The organism is Pyruvatibacter mobilis (assembly GCF_012848855.1).
GTDB lineage: Bacteria > Pseudomonadota > Alphaproteobacteria > CGMCC-115125 > CGMCC-115125 > Pyruvatibacter > Pyruvatibacter mobilis.
The window spans coordinates 504,458-526,403 of sequence record NZ_CP051630.1; the positions used below are offsets into that span (position 1 = coordinate 504,458).

General features: G+C 65.1%; 23 protein-coding genes and 1 tRNA gene. 10 read left to right on the forward strand and 14 right to left on the reverse strand.

Going from position 1 to position 21,946, the window contains the following annotated elements; translation table 11 throughout:
* The first annotated feature begins 1 nt into the window (after position 1).
* Both mnmA and HG718_RS02360 read left to right on the forward strand, forming a co-directional pair.
* Complete coding sequence (gene mnmA / locus HG718_RS02355) at positions 2-1,213, forward strand: tRNA 2-thiouridine(34) synthase MnmA (RefSeq protein WP_188658386.1); 1,212 nt, start codon at positions 2-4, stop codon at positions 1,211-1,213.
* 234 nt (positions 1,214-1,447) lie between these two features.
* On the forward strand, positions 1,448-2,062 hold the full coding sequence (locus HG718_RS02360) for an outer membrane protein (RefSeq protein WP_160588702.1): 615 nt from the start codon (positions 1,448-1,450) through the stop codon (positions 2,060-2,062).
* A gap of 142 nt (positions 2,063-2,204) precedes the next feature.
* Here the strand turns inward: HG718_RS02360 and HG718_RS02365 are convergent, their stop codons facing one another.
* Entirely contained in the window at positions 2,205-2,807 is a 603-nt protein-coding gene (locus tag HG718_RS02365; protein ID WP_160588701.1) for an outer membrane protein, read from the reverse strand.
* A gap of 408 nt (positions 2,808-3,215) precedes the next feature.
* On the opposite strand from HG718_RS02365, the gene HG718_RS02370 reads away from it, so the two are divergent.
* Positions 3,216-3,292, forward strand: a tRNA-Met gene (locus HG718_RS02370).
* A gap of 458 nt (positions 3,293-3,750) precedes the next feature.
* Here HG718_RS02370 and HG718_RS02375 read toward each other — a convergent pair.
* Positions 3,751-5,181: an MBL fold metallo-hydrolase RNA specificity domain-containing protein gene (locus HG718_RS02375; protein WP_160588700.1), complete on the reverse strand. Its 1,431-nt coding sequence runs from the start codon at positions 5,179-5,181 to the stop codon at positions 3,751-3,753.
* Positions 5,178-6,032, reverse strand: a complete 855-nt coding sequence (locus tag HG718_RS02380) for an LOG family protein (RefSeq protein WP_160588699.1) — start codon at positions 6,030-6,032, stop codon at positions 5,178-5,180. The genes HG718_RS02375 and HG718_RS02380 overlap by 4 nt, the downstream gene beginning before the upstream one ends.
* A gap of 184 nt (positions 6,033-6,216) precedes the next feature.
* Between HG718_RS02380 and HG718_RS02385 the strand changes: the two genes are divergently transcribed.
* Both HG718_RS02385 and HG718_RS02390 read left to right on the forward strand, forming a co-directional pair.
* Positions 6,217-6,606, forward strand: a complete 390-nt coding sequence (locus tag HG718_RS02385; protein WP_308936411.1) for a MerR family DNA-binding protein — start codon at positions 6,217-6,219, stop codon at positions 6,604-6,606.
* A gap of 145 nt (positions 6,607-6,751) precedes the next feature.
* Positions 6,752-7,696: a sterol desaturase family protein gene (locus HG718_RS02390; protein WP_244617790.1), complete on the forward strand. Its 945-nt coding sequence runs from the start codon at positions 6,752-6,754 to the stop codon at positions 7,694-7,696.
* Positions 7,697-7,734: 38 nt separating this feature from the next.
* Here HG718_RS02390 and HG718_RS02395 read toward each other — a convergent pair whose 3' ends face one another.
* Positions 7,735-8,325 carry a TetR/AcrR family transcriptional regulator gene (locus HG718_RS02395; RefSeq protein WP_160588698.1) on the reverse strand — a complete coding sequence of 197 codons (591 nt, stop codon included), beginning with the start codon at positions 8,323-8,325 and terminating at the stop codon, positions 7,735-7,737.
* A 119-nt stretch (positions 8,326-8,444) separates the two neighbouring features.
* Between HG718_RS02395 and HG718_RS02400 the strand changes: the two genes are divergently transcribed.
* Positions 8,445-9,350: a sterol desaturase family protein gene (locus HG718_RS02400; RefSeq protein ID WP_160588697.1), complete on the forward strand. Its 906-nt coding sequence runs from the start codon at positions 8,445-8,447 to the stop codon at positions 9,348-9,350.
* 328 nt (positions 9,351-9,678) lie between these two features.
* On the forward strand, positions 9,679-10,227 hold the full coding sequence (locus tag HG718_RS02405) for a PAS domain-containing protein (RefSeq protein ID WP_027841357.1): 549 nt from the start codon (positions 9,679-9,681) through the stop codon (positions 10,225-10,227).
* 10 nt (positions 10,228-10,237) lie between these two features.
* Here the strand turns inward: HG718_RS02405 and HG718_RS02410 are convergent, their stop codons facing one another.
* From HG718_RS02410 to HG718_RS02430, 5 genes are all read right to left on the reverse strand, one after another.
* The gene (locus HG718_RS02410) at positions 10,238-10,888 is read right to left on the reverse strand and encodes an RluA family pseudouridine synthase (protein ID WP_036264766.1); all 651 of its coding nucleotides are present in this window, start codon (positions 10,886-10,888) and stop codon (positions 10,238-10,240) included.
* Positions 10,889-10,988: 100 nt separating this feature from the next.
* Positions 10,989-11,516, reverse strand: a complete 528-nt coding sequence (locus HG718_RS02415) for a PAS domain-containing protein (RefSeq protein WP_160588696.1) — start codon at positions 11,514-11,516, stop codon at positions 10,989-10,991.
* A gap of 332 nt (positions 11,517-11,848) precedes the next feature.
* A complete protein-coding gene (locus HG718_RS02420; RefSeq protein WP_160588695.1) occupies positions 11,849-12,313 on the reverse strand; it encodes a flavodoxin family protein in 465 nt (154 codons plus the stop codon).
* A gap of 9 nt (positions 12,314-12,322) precedes the next feature.
* Complete coding sequence (locus HG718_RS02425) at positions 12,323-13,537, reverse strand: acetyl-CoA C-acyltransferase (RefSeq protein WP_160588694.1); 1,215 nt, start codon at positions 13,535-13,537, stop codon at positions 12,323-12,325.
* Between the two features lie 42 nt (positions 13,538-13,579).
* The gene (locus HG718_RS02430) at positions 13,580-14,269 is read right to left on the reverse strand and encodes a TetR/AcrR family transcriptional regulator (RefSeq protein WP_160588693.1); all 690 of its coding nucleotides are present in this window, start codon (positions 14,267-14,269) and stop codon (positions 13,580-13,582) included.
* Positions 14,270-14,362: 93 nt separating this feature from the next.
* Here HG718_RS02430 and HG718_RS02435 point away from each other — a divergent pair, with 93 nt between their 5' ends.
* Positions 14,363-15,283, forward strand: coding sequence for an alpha/beta fold hydrolase (locus HG718_RS02435; RefSeq protein ID WP_160588692.1), 921 nt, complete (start codon positions 14,363-14,365; stop codon positions 15,281-15,283).
* Between the two features lie 142 nt (positions 15,284-15,425).
* Positions 15,426-15,911: a bacterioferritin gene (gene bfr / locus HG718_RS02440; protein ID WP_027841351.1), complete on the forward strand. Its 486-nt coding sequence runs from the start codon at positions 15,426-15,428 to the stop codon at positions 15,909-15,911.
* Between the two features lie 119 nt (positions 15,912-16,030).
* Here bfr and HG718_RS02445 read toward each other — a convergent pair whose 3' ends face one another.
* The 3 genes from HG718_RS02445 to HG718_RS02455 all read right to left on the reverse strand — a co-directional run bounded on the left by HG718_RS02445 (position 16,031) and on the right by HG718_RS02455 (position 17,358).
* Positions 16,031-16,240 carry a (2Fe-2S)-binding protein gene (locus tag HG718_RS02445; protein ID WP_027841350.1) on the reverse strand — a complete coding sequence of 70 codons (210 nt, stop codon included), beginning with the start codon at positions 16,238-16,240 and terminating at the stop codon, positions 16,031-16,033.
* A gap of 103 nt (positions 16,241-16,343) precedes the next feature.
* A complete protein-coding gene (locus HG718_RS02450; RefSeq protein ID WP_027841349.1) occupies positions 16,344-16,574 on the reverse strand; it encodes a hypothetical protein in 231 nt (76 codons plus the stop codon).
* Positions 16,575-16,707: 133 nt separating this feature from the next.
* Positions 16,708-17,358, reverse strand: a complete 651-nt coding sequence (locus tag HG718_RS02455) for a TetR/AcrR family transcriptional regulator (protein WP_160588691.1) — start codon at positions 17,356-17,358, stop codon at positions 16,708-16,710.
* 112 nt (positions 17,359-17,470) lie between these two features.
* Here HG718_RS02455 and HG718_RS02460 point away from each other — a divergent pair, with 112 nt between their 5' ends.
* Positions 17,471-18,838 (forward strand): flavin monoamine oxidase family protein, encoded by a 1,368-nt coding sequence (locus tag HG718_RS02460; RefSeq protein ID WP_160588690.1) that lies wholly within the window; start codon positions 17,471-17,473, stop codon positions 18,836-18,838.
* Positions 18,839-18,859: 21 nt separating this feature from the next.
* Here HG718_RS02460 and metE read toward each other — a convergent pair whose 3' ends face one another.
* The gene (metE, locus tag HG718_RS02465; protein WP_160588689.1) at positions 18,860-21,154 is read right to left on the reverse strand and encodes a 5-methyltetrahydropteroyltriglutamate--homocysteine S-methyltransferase; all 2,295 of its coding nucleotides are present in this window, start codon (positions 21,152-21,154) and stop codon (positions 18,860-18,862) included.
* Between the two features lie 199 nt (positions 21,155-21,353).
* The gene (locus HG718_RS02470) at positions 21,354-21,833 is read right to left on the reverse strand and encodes a hypothetical protein (protein WP_160588688.1); all 480 of its coding nucleotides are present in this window, start codon (positions 21,831-21,833) and stop codon (positions 21,354-21,356) included.
* Positions 21,834-21,946 lie beyond the last annotated feature (113 nt).

Sequence of the window (21,946 nt, forward strand, 5' to 3'; positions counted from 1 at the left end):
GATGCCAGCGCTACCAGATATCGCCCCTGATTTCACCCTGCCGACGGTCATTGCCGGCAAGGCGCCCGCCGATACGCGGGTTGTTGTCGCCATGTCCGGCGGGGTGGACAGCTCCGTCACCGCCGCGCTGTACGCACAGGCGGGCTATGACGTGGTGGGCATTACGCTGCAGCTCTATGACCACGGGGCCGCCGTAAAGCGCAAGGGCGCCTGCTGCGCGGGCCAGGACATTCACGATGCCCGGCGGGTGGCCGAGAAGCTGGACATTCCCCATTACGTGCTGGATTACGAAGGCCGGTTCCAGGACTCGGTGATGCTTGATTTTGCCGACGCCTATGCGCGCGGCGAGACGCCCATTCCCTGCGTGCGCTGCAATGAGCGGGTGAAGTTCCGCGACCTGCTGGCAACCGCGCGCGACCTTGGGGCCGACGCGCTGGCGACCGGGCATTACGTGCAGCGTTTCGAGGGCGCGGGCGGGGCGGAGCTGCACCGGGCGGTGGATGACAGCCGGGACCAGAGCTACTTCATGTTCACCACCACGCCGGAGCAGCTTGAGTTCCTGCGCTTTCCCCTCGGCGGCCTGCCGAAGGACGAGACGCGGGCGATTGCCCAGCGGCTGGGGCTGGAGGTGGCGGCCAAGCCGGACAGCCAGGACATCTGCTTCGTGCCTGACGGGAAATATGCGGCGGTGGTGGAACGGCTGCGGCCGGAAGCCGCCGAGCCGGGCGACATCGTGCATCTGGACGGGCGGGTGCTCGGCCGCCATGACGGCATTATCCGCTACACGATCGGCCAGCGGCGGGGGCTGGGGATCAGCGACACGGATGCGGGCGGCGAGAACGCCGAGCCGCTGTTCGTGGTGCGGCTGGACCCGGCCAGGCGGCAGGTGATTGTCGGCCCGCGGTCGGCGCTTGGGGTGACCGACATCATGCTGAGCGACGTGAACTGGCTGGGGGACACGCCCCTGTCGGCCAATCCGCTGCCGGTGCTGGTGAAGGTGCGGTCAACCGGGCGCGTGCTGAAGGCCGTGGTGGCCGCATCGGATAGCGGGACGGTCAGCGCGGTGAAGAGCGGGGCTGTCGTCAGCCTGGCGGAACCGGAAGAGGGCGTGTCGCCCGGGCAGGCCTGCGTCTTCTATGACCCGGCGGATGGGGGTGCCGGGCCGGCCAGCCGGGTGCTGGGCGGCGGCTGGATCCGCGGCACGGCCCGGTAGGCCACTTGCTTTCAGGCGATTTCTCTCAGGTCACGGCATCTTTGATCCGCATGCACATATAGGTGGTGCACGATTGCAACAGGTGCAGTTCGTCCGGAAAATGCAACCGAAATTAACCTAGATGCACACTTCTGGGTGTGTAGAAGTTGTCTCAGATGCCCACAGAATCGGCATTTGAGGGGGCCGGTACGGCGATGCGTATCTGGCCGATAAAACAAGTCAGGGGAATTCGGAATGTTGAAGTCCAAACTCGCAGCTGCAACGGCAGCTGTTGCTCTGGTGATGGGGGCGCCGGCCGCCTTTGCTGAAGAAGGCGCCAATGATGGCGGCTTCTATGTGTCCGCCGGCGGCGGCATCAACTGGATCTCGGATATGAAGAACAATGGTCTCACTCTCGATCTTGAGAGTGGTGCGACCTATGCCGCCAGCGTCGGCTATGACTTCGGCGAGAATGCCAGCGGCGGTGCCTTCCGGGTCGAAGCGGAATACAGCCGGACCAAGAACGATTTGGGGTCGATCAGCAATGGTGTGACCAGCGTGTCACTCAGCGGCGATCTCACGCAGAACCTCTACATGGTTCACCTGATCTATGATTTCTGGGCGAATGACACCTTCACGCCGTATGTCGGTGTTGGTGCCGGTATTGCGGACATCGAGGTCTCCGCGACGGCTGCCGGTGTGACCAGCACGGGCAGCAACACGGAAGAGGCCTATCGTGGCCTGGTTGGTGTGACCGCGGATGTGTCCGAGAACTTCGCGCTTGATCTCGGCTTCCGTTTCACGAGCGTCGAGACGCAGGAATCGACGGAGAATTCCGCGATCGTCGGCAAGGTGCGCTTTACGTTCTAAGCGCACGACACTTCATCTGTCGCTTCGGGGGAGGGGATGCTTCAGGGCATCCCCTTTTCTTTTGAGTACGGCCGCTGCATGGCCCAACAAAAAGGGCGCCCCCGGGAGGGGCGCCCTTTCAACATCTGCAGCGTGCGATGGCCTAGAGGCCGAAGCGCACCTGGGCGATGACGGTGTTGTTGCCGAAATCGTCATTGTCGCCGGTCACGCGGGTGTGGCGGTAGCCGAGGTCGAGCGTGGTGTTCTCGCCGAGGCCGATGCCGACACCGACAAGGCCGCGATAGGCGAACTCGGTGCTGTTACCGCTGACCGTCACGCCGGCGCGGTTGAGCTCGGTCTCGCCGTCAACGACGCCGAGGCCGGCACCGATATACGGACGGAACGTGCTGCCGGGCATGAAGTCATACAGGGCGTTCATCATGAAGCCCCACTGCTCGGTGTCGCCGCCGATATTGGCGTTCACACCGTTGATGGTGACCTGGTCGACGTCGTTCTTCGTCCAGCTGATTTCACCTTCGACGCGGAAGGAGCCGGTTTCGGAATCGCCGAAATCGTAGCCCACGGCGCCGAGCACGGTGTAGCCGGCGTCATAATCAGCGGTCACGCCGTTGCTGGACTGGTCGCCGATCCAGTTGGCGCCGCCGCCGGCGCTCACATACCAGTTGCCGTCTTCGGCCTGGGCGGCGTTTGCGCCCAGAAGCGCTGCGGCTGCAATGGCGGCTGCTGCGAAGTTTGTCTTCTTCATGGTTGTAATCCCACCTCAGATACATGTGCGGCACCGCAGAGACACGCGGGCCGCCCCCTCTTTTTGAATCGGTCCGGGACGGACTGACGGTTACACCCCTAACCTGTCCGGATACGTGCATAAATCGGAATTGTGATTGTGGTGCCTAGAATTCAGGCACTCTGTTACGGAACTGCAACAAAAATGTCGTTTTCCGGCCGGGCCATGAGGGCGGACAAGGTCAGGGGAGGGGCCGTGAAATCGGGTGCGGAAACAGGGGGCTTGGCGGGCCGGGATGAGCGCTTGACACCCCCTGACCGGAGTGTCTATATCGCCGCCTTCCTTGGGTTTGGCGCGGTTTGCGCAGGCGGAGTCCCGCCTGTTGCAGGGGCTGAACCCTGAGACCGGGGCCTCGGCCCGCCGGTCCGGGGCGGAGTAGCTCAGCTGGTTAGAGCAGCGGAATCATAATCCGCGTGTCGGGGGTTCGAGTCCCTCCTCCGCTACCACTTTTCCTTGTTTCACGACCTGTCATCGCGTGCCTGTGGACCCGCCGGCGCGTATTTTCCGTGTGCTGGGGCGGGCGGGGCATTTTTTGACCCAAGGCGCATTTTCTGCGTGATTTGTTATTGCGAATTATTCGCATATTGGCTACACATTCTCTCGATGCTCTTGCATCGCTCTAGGGGAGAGCGTGAGCTGGTCGGCGGGCCCTGAACCTCCAGGTCTGTCGGCGGCTGTGGCACGGATCCCGCCACGCTCCGCCGGATACATCAGCGCGTCGCACCGCGTATCCCGGCCGGCTCACACCCCTCCCTGCGGGGACAGATGATTTTCAGGATCGTCCTGTCGTCGCGACGATCGTTCTTCTCTCAGGTCCCTCTCTCACATTCAGCCCTGCCTGGGCGTCCCGCGCGTATCGGGGCGCGGGCAGGTGCGTTTGTGCTGTTGAGCAGGGGCGGGGCGGTCAGAGGATCAGCGGGACATAGGTTTCGCCGCGCTCGGGGAGCTGGACCTGCCAGCCAAGGCGGTTTGTCATTTCGTCTGCCAGGGCGCGGGAGGCGCCGGGTTCGCCGTGCATCACGAAGGTCTGGGCGGGCGGGGCGGTGAAGCCGCCCATCCAGTCCAGCAGGGCGCGGCGGTCGGCATGGGCGGAGAAGCCGCCCAGGGTGTGGACGCCGGCGCGGACGGAGACGTCCTGACCGAAGATGCGGACGCGGGTGGCGCCGTCCACCAGGCGGCGGCCGAGGGTGCCCTCGGCCTGGAAGCCCGTGATGATGACGGCGTTGCGCGGGTTGGGCAGGCCGTGGCGCAGATGGTGCTTGATGCGGCCGGCGGTGCACATGCCGCTGGCGGCAATGATGATGGCACCGCTCTCGATGCTGTTGAGCGCGCGGCTTTCATCAACGCTGCCGGTGAAGGTGACCTGCGGCACGCCGTGGCCGTTCTCCTGCCATTCGGCGAGGCTGCGGGCCTGAGCGTCGAACAGCTCCAGATGCTCCATGGTGAGGCGCGTCACGGCTGTTGCCATGGGCGAATCCACGAAGATGCGGAGATTGCCGAGTTTTCCCTCGCGGGTGAGCTGGTGGAAATAGAACAGCAGCTCCTGGGTGCGGCCGACGGCGAAGGCGGGGATGATGATGTTGCCTTCGAGGTCATCCAGCGTGTGGGTCACCACGTCGACAAGTTCGGTGACGGTGTCGCCGAGATTCTTGTGGTCGCGGTCGCCATAGGTGGATTCGGTGAACAGGATGTCGGCGGTGCCGATGCGCGTGGGGTCGCACAAAATGGGCCGGCCGGGCTGGCCAAGATCACCGGAGAAGACCAGCTTGCGCTCGCCCTGGGGCGTGGTGATCCAGGCCTCGATGATGGCGGAGCCGAGGATGTGGCCCGCGTCGCGCAGTTGCACGCGGACGCTTTCATGGGGGCTGAAGGGGGTGTCGTAGTCGTGGCCGCGCACGCGCTTCAGGACGGCTTCCACATCATCGAGGGAATAGATCGGCTCGACGGGCTTGCGGTCGCGGTGGTGCTTCTTGCCGCGGTGTTTGTGGCTGGGCTTGCGGCGGTTCTCGCGCTCGGCCTCGGTTTCCTGGATGTGGGCGCTGTCGCGCAGCATGATCTCCAGCAGGTCGCCGGTGGCGGTGCCGGTGTGGACGGGGCCGCGAAAGCCCTGGGCCCAGAGGCGCGGGAGCAGGCCGCTGTGATCGATATGGGCGTGGGTTAGCAGTACGAAATCGATGCCGGCGGGATCAAAGGCGAAGGGGGCGCGGTTCTTGGCGTTTTCCGTGCGGCCGCCCTGGAACATGCCGCAATCAACGAGGAAGCGGACGCTGCCGGTATCGATCAGGGTGCAGGAGCCGGTGACTTCCTGCGCGGCGCCGTGGAAGGTGATTTTCATGGGGTCTCGTCCGCGCCGGGCTGCCTGTAGAAGTCCGAGATGATGTCCACGGCTTCGGCGGCGGTCTCGACGATGCTGAACAGCTCGATGCAGTCATGGTCGAGCATCAGCTCGTCCACCAGGAATTCGAAATCGATGGCGCGTTGCCAGAACTCTTTGCCGATAAGAACAATCGGCATGCGGATGATCTTGCGGGTTTGCACCAGGGTCAGCACCTCGAACAATTCGTCCATGGTGCCGTAGCCGCCGGGGAAGGCAACGAGCGCGCGGGCGCGGAGCAGGAAGTGCATCTTGCGGATGGCGAAGTAGCGGAACTGGAAGCTCAGCTCCGGGGAGGCATAGGCGTTGGGGTGCTGTTCGTGCGGCAGGGTGATGTTGAAGCCGACGCTGCGGCGTCCGGCTTCCTGCGCGCCGCGATTGGCTGCTTCCATGATGCCGGGCCCGCCGCCGGTGACGATCACGAAGTCATGGCCGCCATTGCTGTCGAGTTTCTCGGCCACGAGCTTCGAGAAGGTGACGGCTTCGGTGTAGTAGCGCGCATTCGCCACCTGCTTGCGCGCCCGGGCGAGGGCGGCTTCGTCAGCGCTGCCGGCTTCCAGCTCGGCAAGGCGGGCTGTGGCCACGTCGGGCGGCAGGATGCGGGCGCCGCCGAAGACGGCGATGGTGGAGTTTATCTGCTCGCGCCGCAGGAACAGCTCGGGCTTGAGCAGCTCAAGCTGGAGGCGGACGGCCCGCAGATCGTCCGAGGCCAGAAAATCAACGTCGCGGGAGGCTAGCGTATAGGCCTCGTTGCGGTGGCCTTTGGTGGCGCCGGCCGGTGCGGGGGGCTGTGTTTCGGGGGGCGTTGTCATGGGGCGGATTATCCGTTGCGGGACGAAGGCGGCTGGAACAGTGACACATTTACCGGGGCTGCGGCGGGGCGCAATGGCTGCGTCATGAGGTTGTCTGGTGAGGGTGTGCCGGGTGCGCTATATTCCAGTAACTGGAATGTTGGGCCTTGCCTCAGGCGGGGCGGTTGGACGGGAGGCAGGCATCATGATGACCATCGGCGAAGTTGCGGCGGCGGCGGATCTGCCGACCAAGACCGTGCGGTATTACGCGGATATCGGCCTTGTGACGCCGGGCGGACGGTCGGAGGCGGGCTACCGGCTTTACGGGACGGATGAGCTGGCGCGGCTGGTGTTCGTGCGCCGGGCGCGGAGTTTCGGCTTTTCCGTCGATGCGTGCCGCGACCTGCTGGGGCTTTATGGCGACCGGGCTCGGTCGAGCCGGGACGTGAAGGCGCTGGCGCTGGAGCGGCTGGCGGAGATCGATGCGCGGATGGCGGAGCTGGAAGCGCTGCGGGCGGAGCTGGCGCGGCTGGCGACCGCATGCCAGGGCGATGACCGGCCTGACTGTCCCATCCTGGAGACGCTGGCGACTTAGTTACCGGCTGCGACCTGCGGGCACCTTATCCTGCGGGGTGAATATGATAGGTTGGGCGTCGAACTGATTTGAAGTGACGCCTGCCGGGATGTGCGGGGCGGGCGGCTCCTGACCGGGGCCGAGGGGCATACGGGGACAGTAGTAGATGACCATCGAAGACCATCCGCAGGGGGAGAAAGCTTCTCCGGCCGTTACCGGACTCAAGTCCGCCATCACCTGGACCGCATGGCCTGGGCTGATGACCCTGTGCATCGCGATCACCGCTTACGGGATGGCAAATGACGAGCCGATCCTCGGGTTCAATTCCGCCTATCTGCTGCTGGGGGTGACGCTGATCCTGCTGGAGCGGTGGATGCCTTACGAGAAGACCTGGCTTGAGAATGACGGCCAGACCTTTGCCAATATCGCGCATACGCTTCTCAACAAGGGCATGGTGCAGGCGGCAGCCGCAGTGACCACGCTGATCATCGTGGTGGATGTGGTGGAGCCGGAAGCCGGGGCCCTGTGGCCGACCGACTGGCCGCAATGGGCGCAGATCGTGCTCGGGCTTCTGATCGCGGAATTCGGATTTTACTGGGCGCACCGGCTGGCGCATGAGGTGCCGTGGCTGTGGCCGTTCCACGCGGTGCATCACTCGGTGACCCGGCTGTGGGTGATCAATACGGGGCGCTTCCACTTTGTGGATACGGCGCTGAGCGTGGCGCTGAGCCAGCCGCTGCTCTACCTCGCCGGGGCGCCGGTGGAGGTGTTCATGTGGGTGGGCGGCATCACGGCCTTCAGCGGTCTGTTGACCCACACCAATGTGGTGATGCGTGCGGGCTGGCTGAACTATGTGTTCAACACGCCTGAGCTGCACCGGTGGCACCATTCCAAGGTGGTGGAAGAGGGCAACACGAATTACGGCGAAGTGCTGATGGTCTATGACCTGCTTTTCGGCACCTGGTTCCTGCCGGACCGGCGTCCGCCCGCGGGCATCGGCATCAGCGAGGAAATGCCTGCGTCCTTCGCAGGGCAGCTGGCGCATCCGTTCCGTACCCTGAGCGCCATGCGGCGGGAACGGGCAGCGGCGAACGTCATTGCCGGTGACTGACAGAGGCCGGTGAACCGGGGTGGGGCTTTCGGCTGTGTTCAGTCGCTGCCGCCCCTGGCAATCAGACCTTCCACATGCAGGGCCAGCGTCTCAACGGCGCCGGCCCTGTTCTGTTTGGTGGGACTGATGGCGGTGAGCAGGCCGATGCCGTTGATGGCGCCCATGAGGATGCGGGCTTCGTGACCGGCGTCACAGCCGGGCGCGACATCGGCGATGAGGGCTGCGAGCGCATCCACCCAGGCCTCGGTCTGGATCGCGTTCTCGCGGGCGAGCTGCGGGTCGGAGGCGGCGGCGGTCCAGAAGGCGATCCACACTTTCCATTCGCGCTGGCGCTGCTTGTCGAGGGGCAGGCCTTCCTCAACGCATTTCTGAAGGCGGGCGCGAGGCGGCAGGTCTTTTGCCAGCAGGGCCGTGGTGCGCGCCTTGGCGGCCTCATTGGCGGCGCGCAGGGCGGCCAGGACCAGGGCCTCACGATCCGGGAAATAATGGGTGATGCGGCCAGTGGTGCAGCCGGCGGCTGAGGCCACCTTGCGCATGGTGAGGCCATCCAGACCCTCGGTCTCGATGACCTTCCAGCTTGCTTCCACCAGCTCCGCCCGGCGGGCCTTGTGATCGACGATTTTCGGCATGGGGTGAAGCTAGGGCAGTTGTCCCGGCTTTACAAAACAAATGTTGTGCAATAGCGTGTTTTTCACAAAACAAATGTTGTGCATTAGGCGCGGCCACGGATGTGCCGGGAGGAGGGGAGATGCTGGAGTTTCTGCAGGGATTGCTGGCGATTCGCGACGTCGATCAGCTCTGGCTGCTGATCGGCTTCATCGGCGTGGAAGTGGCGCTGACCTGGGTGCTGCGGAAAAAGTTCTATGCGGCAACCGACAGCCTGTGTTCGGTGACGCTCGGTATTGCCTATGCGGTGGTGATCGCGCTGTCGGCGGCGACGGTTCTGGCGGTCTATTACTGGACGGCGCAATTCGCGGTGCTGGAATTTGACTGGGCGGGCAGCGTTGTTGGGATCCTGGGCGCCTATGTGCTGGTCGATTTCCTGTTCTACTGGTACCACCGGGCCATCCATGAAATGCGCGTGGGGTGGGCGGCGCATGTGGTGCACCACTCAAGCCAGTTCCTGAATGCGGGGACGGCGCTCAGGTCGTCCTTCGTGGAGGCCTGGATCGAGCCGCTGTTCCTGCTGCCTGCCATCCTGCTGGGGGTGGACCCGCTGATGGTGGTGGCGCTGATCTCGCTCAACCACCTTTACCAGTACTGGCTGCACACCCGGCTGATCCCGAAGCTGGGGCCGGTGGAATGGGTGTTCAACACGCCGTCGCACCACCGGGTGCATCACGCGTCCAACCTGCGCTATTGCGACAAGAATTATGCGGGCACGTTGATCATCTGGGACCGGCTGTTCGGCACCTTTGAAGCGGAGCGGGCGGACGAGCCCTGCATCTTTGGCATCCGTCACCCGCTGGAGAGCCGCAATCCGCTGACGGCAACCTTTCATGAATGGGGGGCGCTTGTCCGCGACATGCGGGCTGCCCCCTCGATCGGCGCGGCGCTGGGTCATCTGGTCCATGCGCCGGGCTGGTCTCCGCACGGGGACGGGGAGACTACCCGTGCCCTGCAGGCGCGCGCCCGGGCAGGGGGGGCGCTCTAGCGCCTGATGGTCCGGCCCGGCGCGGAGGAGGAGCGCCGGCCGGACCTGGCAGGCCGTGCCCGGTGTCGACGATTCAGCGAACAGAGTTTCGGCAGGACTGGAGCCGGGGAGGCGGCGTCAGGCGGCCGCTGCGGTGCGGCCTGACGGTCACTCGCCCTGATGGTGTGCCCAGCTGTCCCGATGCGTGTATCATTCGTTGCCGCACTACACGCGCATGGCGGCGGTACAACCAATAATATATGTAAGGTTACAATTCAGAATGCTAGACAGTGCGTGTATTAGTGCTGCCTGACAGTAGTGCACGGCCAACCCGGATGGAGTCCGGCTCATGTCCTCGTTCGACAGATCCAGTCAACTTTCGATTGATAGTTTCCCGCCGATAGAAATCGATCCGTCTCTCGATTTTCAGCACAAGATCACCAAGCTCGGCTTCGAACACTGGACCGAAAAAGCGGCCGGGCGGGCAATGCCGGACCGCGCGGACATCGACCCGCGCGCCTTCGGGCCCTATCTGGGTCACCTGACCCTGTTCAACATCAGGTTCAATGACGGTGCCGTGGACGGGCTTGTGCCGCGCATTGTCGGCAGCGATTTCGAAAGCGTGTTCGGCGACCTCAAGAGCGTGCCGCTGGAGGAAAAACTGCCGTCTGCCATCTATGACCGCTGGCGCCTTGTGGTGACCGGCATGATGGAGGCGGGCGGGCCGGTGCGGGCAACGGGGCCGATCGTCTACAAGGGCAAGGAGCACCTTGTGGCCGAGCTGGTGGTTGCTCCCCTCAGCAGCGGCGGAGAAGCGAATTCAGTTCTGTATGTGGTGTCGGTGTTTTTGCCGGGCACGCCGGATGACGGGTTGCCGGACGGGGTAAGCACCGCCTGACCGGTGCCCGCTAGAACGGGACGGGGGCGAAGAAGCTCATGGGCGTGCCGCCCGTAGGGTGGCGCAGCGTCAGCGCGAAGGCGTGGAGCTGCAGGCGGCCTGCAGCGGCCAACACATGATCGTCCGCATAGAAATTATCACCCAGGATCGGATGGCCGAGGGCCAAAAGATGCACTCTGAGCTGGTGGGAGCGGCCTGTCTCCGGACGCAGGAGCAGGCGCGTGGCGCCTGACGGGAGTGTGTCCGTCGCCGGTTCGCGCGCGGTCACCTGCCAGTGGGTGACGGCGCTGCGGCCATGCTCGTGGTCCACCTTCTGCTTGGGGCGCTGATCGGGGTCGGTGCCGAGCGGCAGGTCTATGGTGCCGCTGTCATCGCGCAGGTGACCGGCGACGCGGGCGACATAGAGTTTGGAGAGGCGGCGTTTTTCGAACTGGCGGCCGAGATGGCGCTGGGCACGGTGATGCAGGCCCATGATGCAGACGCCCGAGGTGTCCTTGTCGAGCCGGTGCACGAGGCTTGCGTGGCGGTGATGGGCCCTGGCGCGGGCGGTGAGGCAATCCTCGAGGCCGGGGCGGTTGCCGGGCACCATGAGAAGCCCGCTCTGCTTGTCGAGCACGAGGATGTCCTCGTCCTCATGGAGAATGTCCAGATAGGGCTCCATGGGCGGCGCGTAATCGAAGCCGCGCAGGCCGGGGGACGTCTCGGAGGAAGTCTGGGGAGGGGGAGCGGTGTCGGTCATGGGCCTTCATAGCCCAGCCGGGTCAGTCGTTGAAGAACAGACCGCCGAGGATCCAGATGGTGCGTTCGTCATTGCCGAGCATGGGCAGATGCACGATCTCGAAGGTCAGGAATTCCCGGTCGATGCCGTGGAAGCTGCCCGTGGTGATGTGCGGTGCGCGCGACGTGGCGACGCCCGAATAGGAAACCGCGTTGCGGCTGACCTGGGTCGGCTCGTAAATCTCGGAAATGCACAGGCCGGTGGGGTCCGCGCCGAGGCGGGCGGTGATGCCATGGCCGACGAGGCGGAAGCGCCAGTCGGTCATGTCTTCGCCGGTGGGTTCCAGCATGAAGAAGAAGGGCAGGACCGGCAGCAGGTCGCGGTGCGGCAGGTCCGTGCGGCTGGGCAGGGTATCGGCGCGCTGTTTGCCGGCGAAGAAGGCCAGCATCATGCGGGCGAGCGGATGATGGGCGTCGGCTGCGGGCGTCACCTTGATGTCGAGCTTGTGGCCGCCCCGGATGAGTGCATCCGGCGGCAACGACCTGTCCGATCCTGGCGGCAGCATGCCCATGGGGGAGGGGTTCCTTTACCAAGGTAAAGAAGAACCATAGGCAGCCGCAGTTAATGAATGCTTTGAAAATGGACGATCTGCATGGGTTTATCAGATGAGTGTGCGGATCAGATCCCCGAAGAAGACGCCGCCCATCATCCATTTGCTCTGCCCGTCCGGCAGTCGGGGGGGGCATAAACCTTGCCGGTCGTGATGCTGAGCCAGCGCCGTGCCGCCACATCCCGGCAGATGGTTGCCTGATGGGGCGGTCCGGCCTCACCATGAATGGTTCGCCGTGAAGCCAGACACACCGGTGTTCAGACAGTTCGGGAACAATCAGCGAGCGGGCGGGGTCAGAAGACGCCTGCGTCGAGGCCCGCGGCCAGAGCCATGCCGGTCTCGCGGCAGGTGTCGAGGAAGGCCTCGTCCCAGTCGCCGCGGCAGGTGACGGGCTCCCGCACCTGCTTCCAGCGCAGGCCGGTGAGGATGGTGTCGAGCGCGCGGCGGGTGCCGGTGCCGTCATGGCCGGCACGGATGATCAGCGCGCAGGGCAGGCCCTGTTTTTCCTCGAGCACGGGGTAATAGGTGCGGTCGAAGAAATCCTTCATGGCGCCTGCCATGTAGCCGAGATTTTCCGTGGTCAGAAGAATGATGCCGTCCGCCGCCATCACCTCGTCGGGGCCCACGTCGAAGGGGGAGCGGAGGTCTGCGGTGACGCCGTCGATATCCTCATGCCGGGCGCCTGCCAGCACCGCTTCTGCCATCGCCGTTGTGTTGGGCGAGGGCGTGTGGGCGATGATGAGCAGGCGCTTGGTCATGGGGCGGGACTATTCAGCGCGTTCGAAGATGGCGGCGATGCCCTGGCCGATGCCGATGCACATGGTGACCAGGGCGTATTTCTTGTCCTGCTCCTCAAGGGCGCGGATAGCGGTGAGGGCGAGGCGGGCGCCGGAGGCACCGAGCGGGTGACCGATGGCGATGGCGCCGCCATGGGGGTTCACGCGCGGGTCGTCATAGGCGACGCCCATCTGGTTGAGGCAGCCGAGCACCTGGGCAGCGAAGGCCTCGTTGAGCTCGAGCACATCCATCTGGTCCAGCGTCAGCCCGGCGCGGTCGAGGGCCTTTTTGGAGGCATCCACCGGGCCGAGACCCATGACGCGCGGTTCGACGCCGGCGATGGCGGCTGAGACGAGGCGGGCGCGGGGCGTGAGGCCGAATGCCTTGCCCTTGGCTTCGTCGCCGATGATGAGGGCAGCGGCGCCGTCATTGATGCCGGAGGCGTTGGCGGCGGTCACAACACCGCCGTCGCCGTGGATCGGCTTCAGGCCTGAAATGCCTTCGACGGTGGTGCCGGGGCGGGGGCCTTCATCGGCGTTGCAGATTTCCGGCGGGGCCTTGCGCTTGGCGGCGGGGACTTCGAGATCCATGATCTCGCCCTTGAAGAACCCGCTGGCGAGGGCTGCTTCATATTTCTGGTGCGAGGCGGCGGCGAAGGTGTCGGATTCCTCGCGGGTGATGCCGATGCGCTCGGCGACGTTCTCCGCCGTCTGGGGCATGGTGTCGTTGCCGATATGCTGGAGCAGCGCCTTGTTGGGGAAGCGCCAGCCGATGGTGGAGTCCTCGATCTGCTGGCCGCGGTCAAAGGCGCTGGTGGCCTTGGACATGACCAGCGGGGCGCGGCTCATGCTCTCGACGCCGCCGGCGATGAACATGTCGCCCTCACCGCAGCGGATGGCGCGGCCTGCGTCCATTACAGCGGCGAGGCCCGAGCCGCACAGGCGGTTGACTGTGAGGCCGCCGACCTTCTGCGGCAATCCCGCGATCAGCGCGGCGTTCCGCGCCACGTTGCGGCTGTCTTCACCGGCCTGGTTGGTGTCGCCGAGGATCACGTCTTCCACTTCGCTGCCGTCAAGGCCGGAGCGCTTCAGCACTTCGCGGATCGGGGCTGCGGCCAGTTCGTCCACGCGCAGGCGGGACATGGCGCCGCCATGGCGGCCGAAGGGGGTGCGGGCACCCTCGAAGATGACGGGATTTGCTGACATGGGACCGGGTCCTTTGGCTCAACGGGAATTTTGAGTGTTGGCTTAGGCCGGATCAATGGCCTGTGCAAGCCAGCGGGCCTCGCGGCGCATCAGCTTTTCGAGACGGCTGCGATGAGGCTCGATCGCGCAGGCTGCGGTGGCGGCGAAATAGCCGTGCAGGGCCTGGGCGAGGAAGGCGTCATCATTAATGCGGCCGCCGGCCCACATGGCCATGGCACCGACGAATGACATGAAGATCTGACGGCCCAGCACCAGGGGAGATGTGCCGCGCACCAGCATGCCATCGCGGGCGGCTTCTTGCATGAGGTTGATCTGGACGGTATCGGGCGTTGCGTCCGGGTAGGGGGCAGCGACACCAGCAGCCCCGCCGAGGCGGAGGATGATGTCGCGATAGAGCCGCGGGCGGGCGGTGAAGAGGCCCGCGCAGATGCGGACGGCCTGGGCGCCGCGCTCAAGCGGCGTGCCGGTTTCAAGCGCCTCGACATCGGTGCGGAAACGATCCATGGCGCGGACCATGAGGGCGGTCAGCAGCTCTTCGCGGGTGCCGGCCAGATTGTAGACCGTGGGTGTGGAGACCCCGGCCTCCTCGGCGATGGCTTCGGCGGTGACCACGCTTTCGCCGTGGCGGTCGATGAGCTTCTCGGCGGCAGCCAGAATGCGGTCAAGCCGCTGGGCCTTCTGCTGGGCGCGGAGGCCTGTGTCGGTAGGGGGTTGCGAAAGTGCGCGGGGCATGGTTGACTTATAGCGTGATAAAAACTTTTATAGCAATAAAAGTAAGGCCGATGCCGCCGGGGTCGGCCCCACGAGGATGACCAGGAGACAGTGATGGAATTCATTCGGACACCGGACGCGCAGTTTGACGCCCTGGAGGATTGGCCCTACGCGCCGCATTACCTCGAATGGGAGGGGCTGCGGGTGCACCATGTGGATGAAGGGCCGAAAGACGCGCCGGTGGCTTTGTTGCTGCACGGGGAGCCGACCTGGGCCTATCTGTCGCGCAAGATGATCCCGCCGCTCCTGGATCTCGGCTTCCGGGTGATTGCACCGGACCTTGCGGGGTTCGGGCGCTCGGACAAGCCGGTGGATGACAACTGGTATGTGATCGAGCGGCATTGCGAGCGGCTGCGGCATCTGATCGAGACGCTGGACCTCACGGACATCACGCTGTTTGTGCAGGACTGGGGCGGGCCGACGGGGCTGCGGCAGGCGGTGGATATGCCGGAGCGATTCTCGCGGCTGGTGATCATGAATACCTGGCTGCACCATGCGGGCTATGAATACTCAGATGGCATCAAGTTCTGGCGCGACAGCGCGTGCAACCCGCTGTGGCTTGCGGCGATGGAGGGTTTTTTCCCATCAGGTGCCATCGTGGCCTTGTCCATGCAGCGACCGGATGCGGACCGGGCAGCCATCAAGACGGCGTATGAGGCGCCGTTCCTTGAGGGCGGGGCCAGCAGGGCGGGGACACGGCGGTTTCCCTGGTGCATTCCGAACTGGGAATATGAGGCGGGGAACGGTCCGGACCAGGAGCGTCTGTTTGAGGCACTGAAGACGCCTGGCAAGCCAGTGCATGTCATCTTCGGTGACAGTGACGGGGTGTTTACGGCGGATTGGGGCAAGCAATGGGCCGGGATGATCGAGGGGGCGACCTTCGACACCGTTCCGCAGGCCGGGCATTTCGTGCAGGAAGAAGCGGGCGATGAAGTGATTGAGATCTTCGCGCGGCGGGCGGGGCTGAAAGGCTAAGAGAGCAAGATCCGCGTGCTCTAATAGTTATTCTCAGTCGCCAAGATAGTCCTTCGTCTGCTGCGGCAATTCCACTAGGTTCCGACTTAGTGGATGCGCCGAGTCACCGGTGCGAATGGCAGCGAGCAGGAGGGCCAGCGGCATGAAGGGCGAGAAGGTCATCATTGATCACCTCAACAAGATCCTCAAGAACGAGCTGACGGCGATCAACCAGTACTTCCTGCATTCGCGGATGCTGGGCGACTGGGGGCTGTCGAAGCTCGAGGAGCATGAATACGACGCCTCCATCGACGAGATGAAGCATGCGGACGAGATCATGAAGCGCGTGCTGTTTCTCGAAGGCCTGCCCAATCTGCAGGATCTCGGGCGGCTGCGGATCGGCGAGAATGTCGAAGAGATCATCAAGGCCGATCTCGCGGTGGAGACCGAGGCCGTTACCGATCTGAAGGCGGCGATCGCTGATTGCGAGAAGCTGCAGGATTACGTGACGCGGGATCTTTTCGTGCACATCCTCGAAAGCGAGGAAGAGCATATCGACTGGCTGGAGACCCAGCAGAGCCTTATCGAGAAGATGGGGCTGCAGAACTATGTGCAGCTTCATACGGAATCGAAGGGGCCCGAGGCCTGACCGCTTGCGGGTGTTCCGCCGGCTGACCTGACGGTTTCAGCTTTTCCGAGCCGCGTTGTCCATCATGGGCTGCGCGGCTCAGGCTTTTGTGCAGCTGTGCGCGCCAGAGGAACATGGGGTCAGGCCAGGGTCTTGGCCGGGAGGGCGGTGTCGCGCGCATCGGCCGCGCCGCGCACCTGCTGGACGATGTCCTCAGCCGTATCAAGACAGCAGCCGCAATTGGGCCCGTTGCCGAGCGCCTCATAGGCCTCGCAGGCTGAACGCGCGCCATTGCGGGCGGCGTCGGCGATTTCGCTGTCGCGGTAGGCGTTGCAGATGCAGACAAACATGGCGCTGTGACCCTTGGTCTATCCTCGATAGACAGAACAATAATGCGAGCCATTCGCATTTTCAAGGGGTTTCAGGCGGTCAGCTTGCCGCAGGCAGTGCGGCTCAGGCCTCGTCGACAGCGGTCTTCACGAAGGTGGCGGCGTAATACATGTCGCCGTCGAACAGAATGTCCGGGTCGCCGAGACCGTCGGTCACCTGGAACTGGCGCGGGGTGATGCCGCCCTCGAGGCGGTAGCCCTTTTCAGCCATGTGGCGGCGGTGGAACTCCATCGCGGCCGGCGTGAATTCCTTGGCCAGAACGGTGATGCGGTCGGGCATGTTGTCGTCGGACATCTGGTAAGCACCCTGTGAAAATAGGCGTCGGTATAAGCGCCGCGATTATGGAGAAGGGCGGCCGGATTGTCGATGGTTCGGGTGGTCGCGCGACGGTGGCGGGAAGCGGCCATGCAGGGCTGCGGGAGCCCTGTCAGCTTTGGGTGAAACCCGCGATGAGCGCGCGGATTGTGTGGTCCACCACAGCGGATTCATCGGCCCAGTCATATTCGGGAATGGTGATGAGATTGAGGGCCAGCCCGTTGACGGCGGCGACAAGGGCGCTGGCGATGAGCTGCGCTGTGCCCGCCTCCATGCGGCCTGCCGCGACGGCATCTTCTGCAGCGTCCTCGATCAGGGCGAGATTGGCGACGGCAGGCGAGGTGGTGGCGAAGTAGCTGTTGTCGGTGGCGGCCGGCTGATCCTCGATGAGGAAGATGGCGCGGAAATCATCCGGCCGCTGGAGCCAGAATCGCGTCATGGCGATGCCGAGGGCTTCAAGGCGGGCGACCGGGTTTTCGTGCGCGCGGGCCGTGTCCTGCATGAGGGCGGCGAGATCGGCGAAGACCCCTTCCCAGACCACATGGAGCACGGCGCGCTTGTTGGGGAAGACGCTGTAGAGCGCGGCGGGCGCGCAGCCGGCTTCGTCCGCCAGCTTGCGCATGGAGACGCCTTCATAGCCGTTGCGGGCGAACAGGTTGCGGGCGGCCTGGGTGATGCGGGCGCGCAGATCGTCGGCTTCGGCCTGGGTGCGGCGCGGGCGGCCGCGGGTGGTCTTCGGCGGTGTGGTGCTGTCTGATGCCATGCTTGATTAAAATAAACGCGTTCGTTAAATTATCCAGTCTGAGGTGATCGGATATGCGGGCCTGTCGGTGTGGCCGCGCAAGGGGAAGCTGGAGCATGAGCGAGGTTAGACCATGAGCACTGCCGAGGGTGCAATCGACCGGTCCGTGGACGTTGCCGTGGTGGGCGCGGGCATGGCGGGGCTGAAGACGGCGCTGGAGCTGGAGGCGCGCGGGCAGGATGTGTGCGTGCTGGAAGCGCGCGACCGGGTGGGCGGGCGATTGAAGCCCGGGCACATTGCGGGCCACAGAATCGACAAGGGCGGCCAGTGGGTGGGGCCGCAGCAGACGCTGCTGCTGGCGCAGGCGGCGGATGTGGGCGTTGAGTCCTATGACCAGTTCAACACCGGCCGCTCGGTGCTGCATTTCAATGACCGGGTGAAGACGTCGCGCTCGGAAATCCCGAAGATGCCGTTTCTGTCGCTGCTGGAGCTGCAGCGCGTGGTGTCACGCCTCGACAGAATGGCGTTCTCGCTGCCGCCGGACGCACCGTGGGCCGGGCCAAACGCCAAGGCGCTGGACAGCCAGACCTTCGAGACATGGATCACGCAGAATGTGCGCACCCATGCGGCGCAGGAATTCCTGCGGCTCGTAACGCGCTCGGTGTTCTGCTGCGAGCCGCAGCATGTGTCGCTGCTCTATTTCCTCGACTATGTGCGCGGCGGTGAGGGAATCGACGTGCTGACCGGCGTGTCCGGCGGGGCGCAGGAAGCAAAGTTCCGCGGCGGGGCGCACCAGATCACCGAGCTGATGGCGGCGAAGCTCAAGACGCCGGTCATGCATGACGCGCCGGTGCGGGCGGTGCTGCAGCATGATGACGGGGTGGTGGTGCGCACCGATCGCGGTGACGTGCGGGCCAAGCGCGTGGTGATGGCGGTGCCGCCGGCGCTGGCGAACCAGATCGACTTTGCCAACAGCCTGCCAGCCAAGCGCGTGCACCTGATGCAGCGGATGCCGATGGGCACGGTCATCAAGGTGCATGTGGCCTATGAGCGGCCGTTCTGGCGCGACAGGGGCCTGTCCGGCATGGCGGTGAGTGACAGCCTGCCGTGCAATGTGCTGTTTGATCAGAGCCCGGAGGATCTGTCCTGCGGGATTCTGGTGGGGTTCTTCGACGCGGACGCGGCCGTTGATTTCACGTCGGCCGGCGACAATGCGCGGCGGGACGCGGTGGTAGAAGCCGCCAAGACTTTTTTCGGGCCGGAGGCGGCGAGCCCCATCGACTATGTGGACAATGACTGGCTGGCGGAGGAATGGAGCCGGGGCTGCTATGTGGCGCATATGGCGCCGGGGGTGATGACCACTTTCGGTGACGCGTTGCGGGAGCCGTGCGGTCGCGTGCATTGGGCCGGGACGGAAACGGCAACGAAATGGCAGGGCTATATGGATGGCGCCCTGCAATCGGGCATCAGGGCCGCGGGCGAGGTGGCGGACAGGCTGTGAGCCTGCCCGCCATGCCGTCAGTTATGCGCTGAGCTGCGCGCGGGCGGCCTTGGCAGCCGTCACCATGTTGGTGAGGGAGGCTTCCACCTCCGGCCAGCCGCGGGTCTTGAGGCCGCAATCGGGGTTGATCCAGAGCTGGGCCGGATCGATGACTTCGGCGGCCTTGCCGATCAACCGTTCGATTTCATCCGCGTCCGGCACGCGCGGGGAGTGGATGTCCCAGATGCCGGGGCCGATGTCGTTGGGGTACCGGAAGTTGCTGAACACCGACAGCAGTTCCATGTCCGAGCGCGAAGTCTCGATGGAGATCACGTCGGCATCGAAAGCGGCGATGGAGTCCATGATGTCGTTGAACTCCGAGTAGCACATATGGGTGTGGATCTGCGTCCTGTCCTCGACACCTGACGCGGAGAGGCGGAAGCAGCCGACGGCCCAGTCGAGATAGGCTTGCTGGTCCTTTTGGCGCAGGGGCAGGCCTTCGCGCACCGCCGGTTCATCGATCTGGATGATGCGGATGCCGGCGGCTTCGAGGTCCACCACCTCGTCGCGGATGGCCAGGGCAATCTGCTTGCAGGTATCGGCGCGCGGCTGGTCATCACGCACGAATGACCAGTGCAGAATGGTGATGGGCCCCGTGAGCATGCCCTTGACCGGCTTGCCGGTGAGGCTCTGGGCGTAGCGTGCCCAGTCCACCGTCATCGGGGCCGGGCGGCTGACATCGCCGAAGATCACCGGCGGGCGGACGCAGCGGGAGCCGAAGCTCTGCACCCAGCCATTGCCGGTGAAGGCGAAGCCTTCAAGCTTCTCGCCGAAATATTCCACCATGTCGGTGCGCTCGAACTCGCCATGCACAAGCACGTCGATGCCGAGCTGTTCCTGGCGGCGGATGGTGGCCTCGGTCTCCTGCTTGAGGAAGGCGTCATAGGCGTCATCGCTCATGTCGCCCCGGCGATGGGCGGCGCGGGCCTTGCGGACATCGCCGGTCTGCGGGAAGGAGCCGATGGTGGTCGTCGGCAGCGGCGGCAGGCCAAGATCGGCCTGGGCCGTGCGGCGTCGGGCGAAGGGCGAGGCGCGGTGCCAGGCGCTGTCGTCAAGACCCTTGAGGCGGGCGCGGACATCCGGGTTGGTGGTGTACGGACTATCAGCGCGGGCGCGGGCCGCCTCGGTGCTGGCGGCGAGAGCGGCCGAGATCGTGTCCGAGCCGTCGCGCAGGCCACGGGCGAGGGTGGAGACTTCGTCCAGCTTCTGGGTGGCGAAGGCGAGCCAGCTCTGCAGCTCGGGGTCGAGCTTCTTTTCCAGGCTCAGATCCACCGGCACATGCAGGAGCGAGCAGCTGGTGGCGATTTCAATATCGCCGTCATGGGCCCCGGCGAGCTTGCGGGCGGTGGCGAGCTGGCGCTCGAGATCGGTGCGCCAGATGTTGCGGCCATCGACGAGGCCGAGAGACAGGGTCTTCGCGCCGTCGAGCCGTTCGGCGATGTAGGGCGCGTCGCTTGCGCCGCGCAGGCAATCAAGATGCAGGCCCGCGACCGGCAGGTCGGCTGCGAGGTCGAGATTGTCGCCCAGCCTGTCGAAATAGGTGGTGAGCATGATCTTCGGCGCGGCCGGTGCGAGCGTTTCATAGGCGGTGCGGAAGGCGTCGGCCGCGCCGTCGGGCAGGTCGGTCACCAGGATGGGCTCGTCGATCTGCACCCAGTCAACGCCGGCGCCCTTGAGAGCCGCCAGCAGCTTTTCATAGACCGGCAGCAGGCGGGGGAGCAGGGACAGGGGCTCGACGCCTTCGGTCTTGCTCTTGCCGAGCAGCAGGAAGGTGAGCGGGCCGATGAGGACGGGGCGTGTGTCGATGCCCAGCGCCTTGGCCTCGCGCCACATGTTGAGCGGGGTCTGGCGGGCGAGGCTGAAGGCGGTCGCGTCGTCAAACTCCGGGACGATGTAGTGGTAGTTGGTGTCGAACCACTTGGTCATTTCCATTGCGGGCGCCGTGTCGGTGCCGCGGGCGCAGGCGAAATAGGTCTTGTGGTCGACCGGCTGGCCGGGGCGCCAGCCATAGCGCTGCGGGATGGCGCCGAGCAGTGCGATCATGTCGAGCATCTGGTCGTAGAAGGAAAAATCATTCGACGGGATCACGTCGATGCCGCGCTGGCGCATGGCGCGCCAGTGGCGGGTGCGGAGCTGGGCGGCGATATCATCCAGCGCGGTGTCATCGCTGTCGCCGCGCCAGAAGGCCTCGGCAGCGAATTTGAGCTCGCGGCGGGCGCCGATGCGCGGGAAGCCGAGCACGGCGGAACGGATTTGGCGGTGGTGGTCATGTGTCATGGCGGGAGCCCTCCCTTGGGCCCTGCCGGACAGCGCGCTTCGCCGTTGCCTCTCGTGGAGGCGGCACGGCAGACGGCACCAGGCAGGGCGGCATCATCAATGCGGCGCAGCCTAGTGCGAGTCTATTCATGATATCAAGATATCTTTATATCATGACTCTGTGATTTGTGATGTTGGTGGGTCGTGGGCGATCCCGGGGCTATTGGCGCGTGTGCTGGTGCACATAGAGGCCGGCCCGGCCCATCTGGCGGGCCAGGGTGAGGGCGGCGTCGCAGGCAAGGCGGGCGGTGGCGGGCGGCAGCCATGTGTCGAGGGCCGCTTCGCCGCCGGCCACGGCTTCCTCCTGGAAGGCGGCGATGACCCTCAGAAGAGCGAGTTCATCAACGGCGACCTGGCGGGGATGGGAGGCGAAATCAAGGTGGCGGCAGGCGCCGTGCAGGGCCATCAGCATCAGCTCATCAAACGCCGCATCGGCGCCGGGGCAGCGCGCGAGGGTGAAGGCCTGGGAAATGAGGCGGCGGCTGCCTTGGTCATTGCCGCGGTCCGACCACCAGGCGCGCGCCGCCCAGACGAGCAGGCGCGGGGCGAAGGGCAGGGCGTCGAGATAGGCGGTTTCAGCAGCGGGGCGCGGGGCCGTGGCGGCGGTGCCGGCAGGCTGGGTTTCAGGGATGTTGCGCATGAGAGAGATCCGTTCGGGCTGGTGGCGAGTCCTTGGGTCTCTTGTATCCGTTATTGCGAGTCATTCGCAATAAATAAATGGAGATGGGGGTGTTGGCCGGAATGAGGGAGTGG

Bases quoted from the DNA above. Each gene is read 5' to 3' on its own strand.
- mnmA (WP_188658386.1), top strand. From the start codon at position 2: ATGCCAGCGCTACCAGATATCGCCCCTGATTTCACCCTGCCGACGGTC.
- HG718_RS02360 (WP_160588702.1), top strand. From the start codon at position 1,448: ATGTTGAAGTCCAAACTCGCAGCTGCAACGGCAGCTGTTGCTCTGGTG.
- HG718_RS02365 (WP_160588701.1), bottom strand. From the start codon at position 2,807: ATGAAGAAGACAAACTTCGCAGCAGCCGCCATTGCAGCCGCAGCGCTT.
- HG718_RS02375 (WP_160588700.1), bottom strand. From the start codon at position 5,181: ATGAAAATCACCTTCCACGGCGCCGCGCAGGAAGTCACCGGCTCCTGC.
- HG718_RS02380 (WP_160588699.1), bottom strand. From the start codon at position 6,032: ATGACAACGCCCCCCGAAACACAGCCCCCCGCACCGGCCGGCGCCACC.
- HG718_RS02385 (WP_308936411.1), top strand. From the start codon at position 6,217: ATGATGACCATCGGCGAAGTTGCGGCGGCGGCGGATCTGCCGACCAAG.
- HG718_RS02390 (WP_244617790.1), top strand. From the start codon at position 6,752: ATGACCATCGAAGACCATCCGCAGGGGGAGAAAGCTTCTCCGGCCGTT.
- HG718_RS02395 (WP_160588698.1), bottom strand. From the start codon at position 8,325: ATGCCGAAAATCGTCGATCACAAGGCCCGCCGGGCGGAGCTGGTGGAA.
- HG718_RS02400 (WP_160588697.1), top strand. From the start codon at position 8,445: ATGCTGGAGTTTCTGCAGGGATTGCTGGCGATTCGCGACGTCGATCAG.
- HG718_RS02405 (WP_027841357.1), top strand. From the start codon at position 9,679: ATGTCCTCGTTCGACAGATCCAGTCAACTTTCGATTGATAGTTTCCCG.
- HG718_RS02410 (WP_036264766.1), bottom strand. From the start codon at position 10,888: ATGGAGCCCTATCTGGACATTCTCCATGAGGACGAGGACATCCTCGTG.
- HG718_RS02415 (WP_160588696.1), bottom strand. From the start codon at position 11,516: ATGGGCATGCTGCCGCCAGGATCGGACAGGTCGTTGCCGCCGGATGCA.
- HG718_RS02420 (WP_160588695.1), bottom strand. From the start codon at position 12,313: ATGACCAAGCGCCTGCTCATCATCGCCCACACGCCCTCGCCCAACACA.
- HG718_RS02425 (WP_160588694.1), bottom strand. From the start codon at position 13,537: ATGTCAGCAAATCCCGTCATCTTCGAGGGTGCCCGCACCCCCTTCGGC.
- HG718_RS02430 (WP_160588693.1), bottom strand. From the start codon at position 14,269: ATGCCCCGCGCACTTTCGCAACCCCCTACCGACACAGGCCTCCGCGCC.
- HG718_RS02435 (WP_160588692.1), top strand. From the start codon at position 14,363: ATGGAATTCATTCGGACACCGGACGCGCAGTTTGACGCCCTGGAGGAT.
- bfr (WP_027841351.1), top strand. From the start codon at position 15,426: ATGAAGGGCGAGAAGGTCATCATTGATCACCTCAACAAGATCCTCAAG.
- HG718_RS02445 (WP_027841350.1), bottom strand. From the start codon at position 16,240: ATGTTTGTCTGCATCTGCAACGCCTACCGCGACAGCGAAATCGCCGAC.
- HG718_RS02450 (WP_027841349.1), bottom strand. From the start codon at position 16,574: ATGTCCGACGACAACATGCCCGACCGCATCACCGTTCTGGCCAAGGAA.
- HG718_RS02455 (WP_160588691.1), bottom strand. From the start codon at position 17,358: ATGGCATCAGACAGCACCACACCGCCGAAGACCACCCGCGGCCGCCCG.
- HG718_RS02460 (WP_160588690.1), top strand. From the start codon at position 17,471: ATGAGCACTGCCGAGGGTGCAATCGACCGGTCCGTGGACGTTGCCGTG.
- metE (WP_160588689.1), bottom strand. From the start codon at position 21,154: ATGACACATGACCACCACCGCCAAATCCGTTCCGCCGTGCTCGGCTTC.
- HG718_RS02470 (WP_160588688.1), bottom strand. From the start codon at position 21,833: ATGCGCAACATCCCTGAAACCCAGCCTGCCGGCACCGCCGCCACGGCC.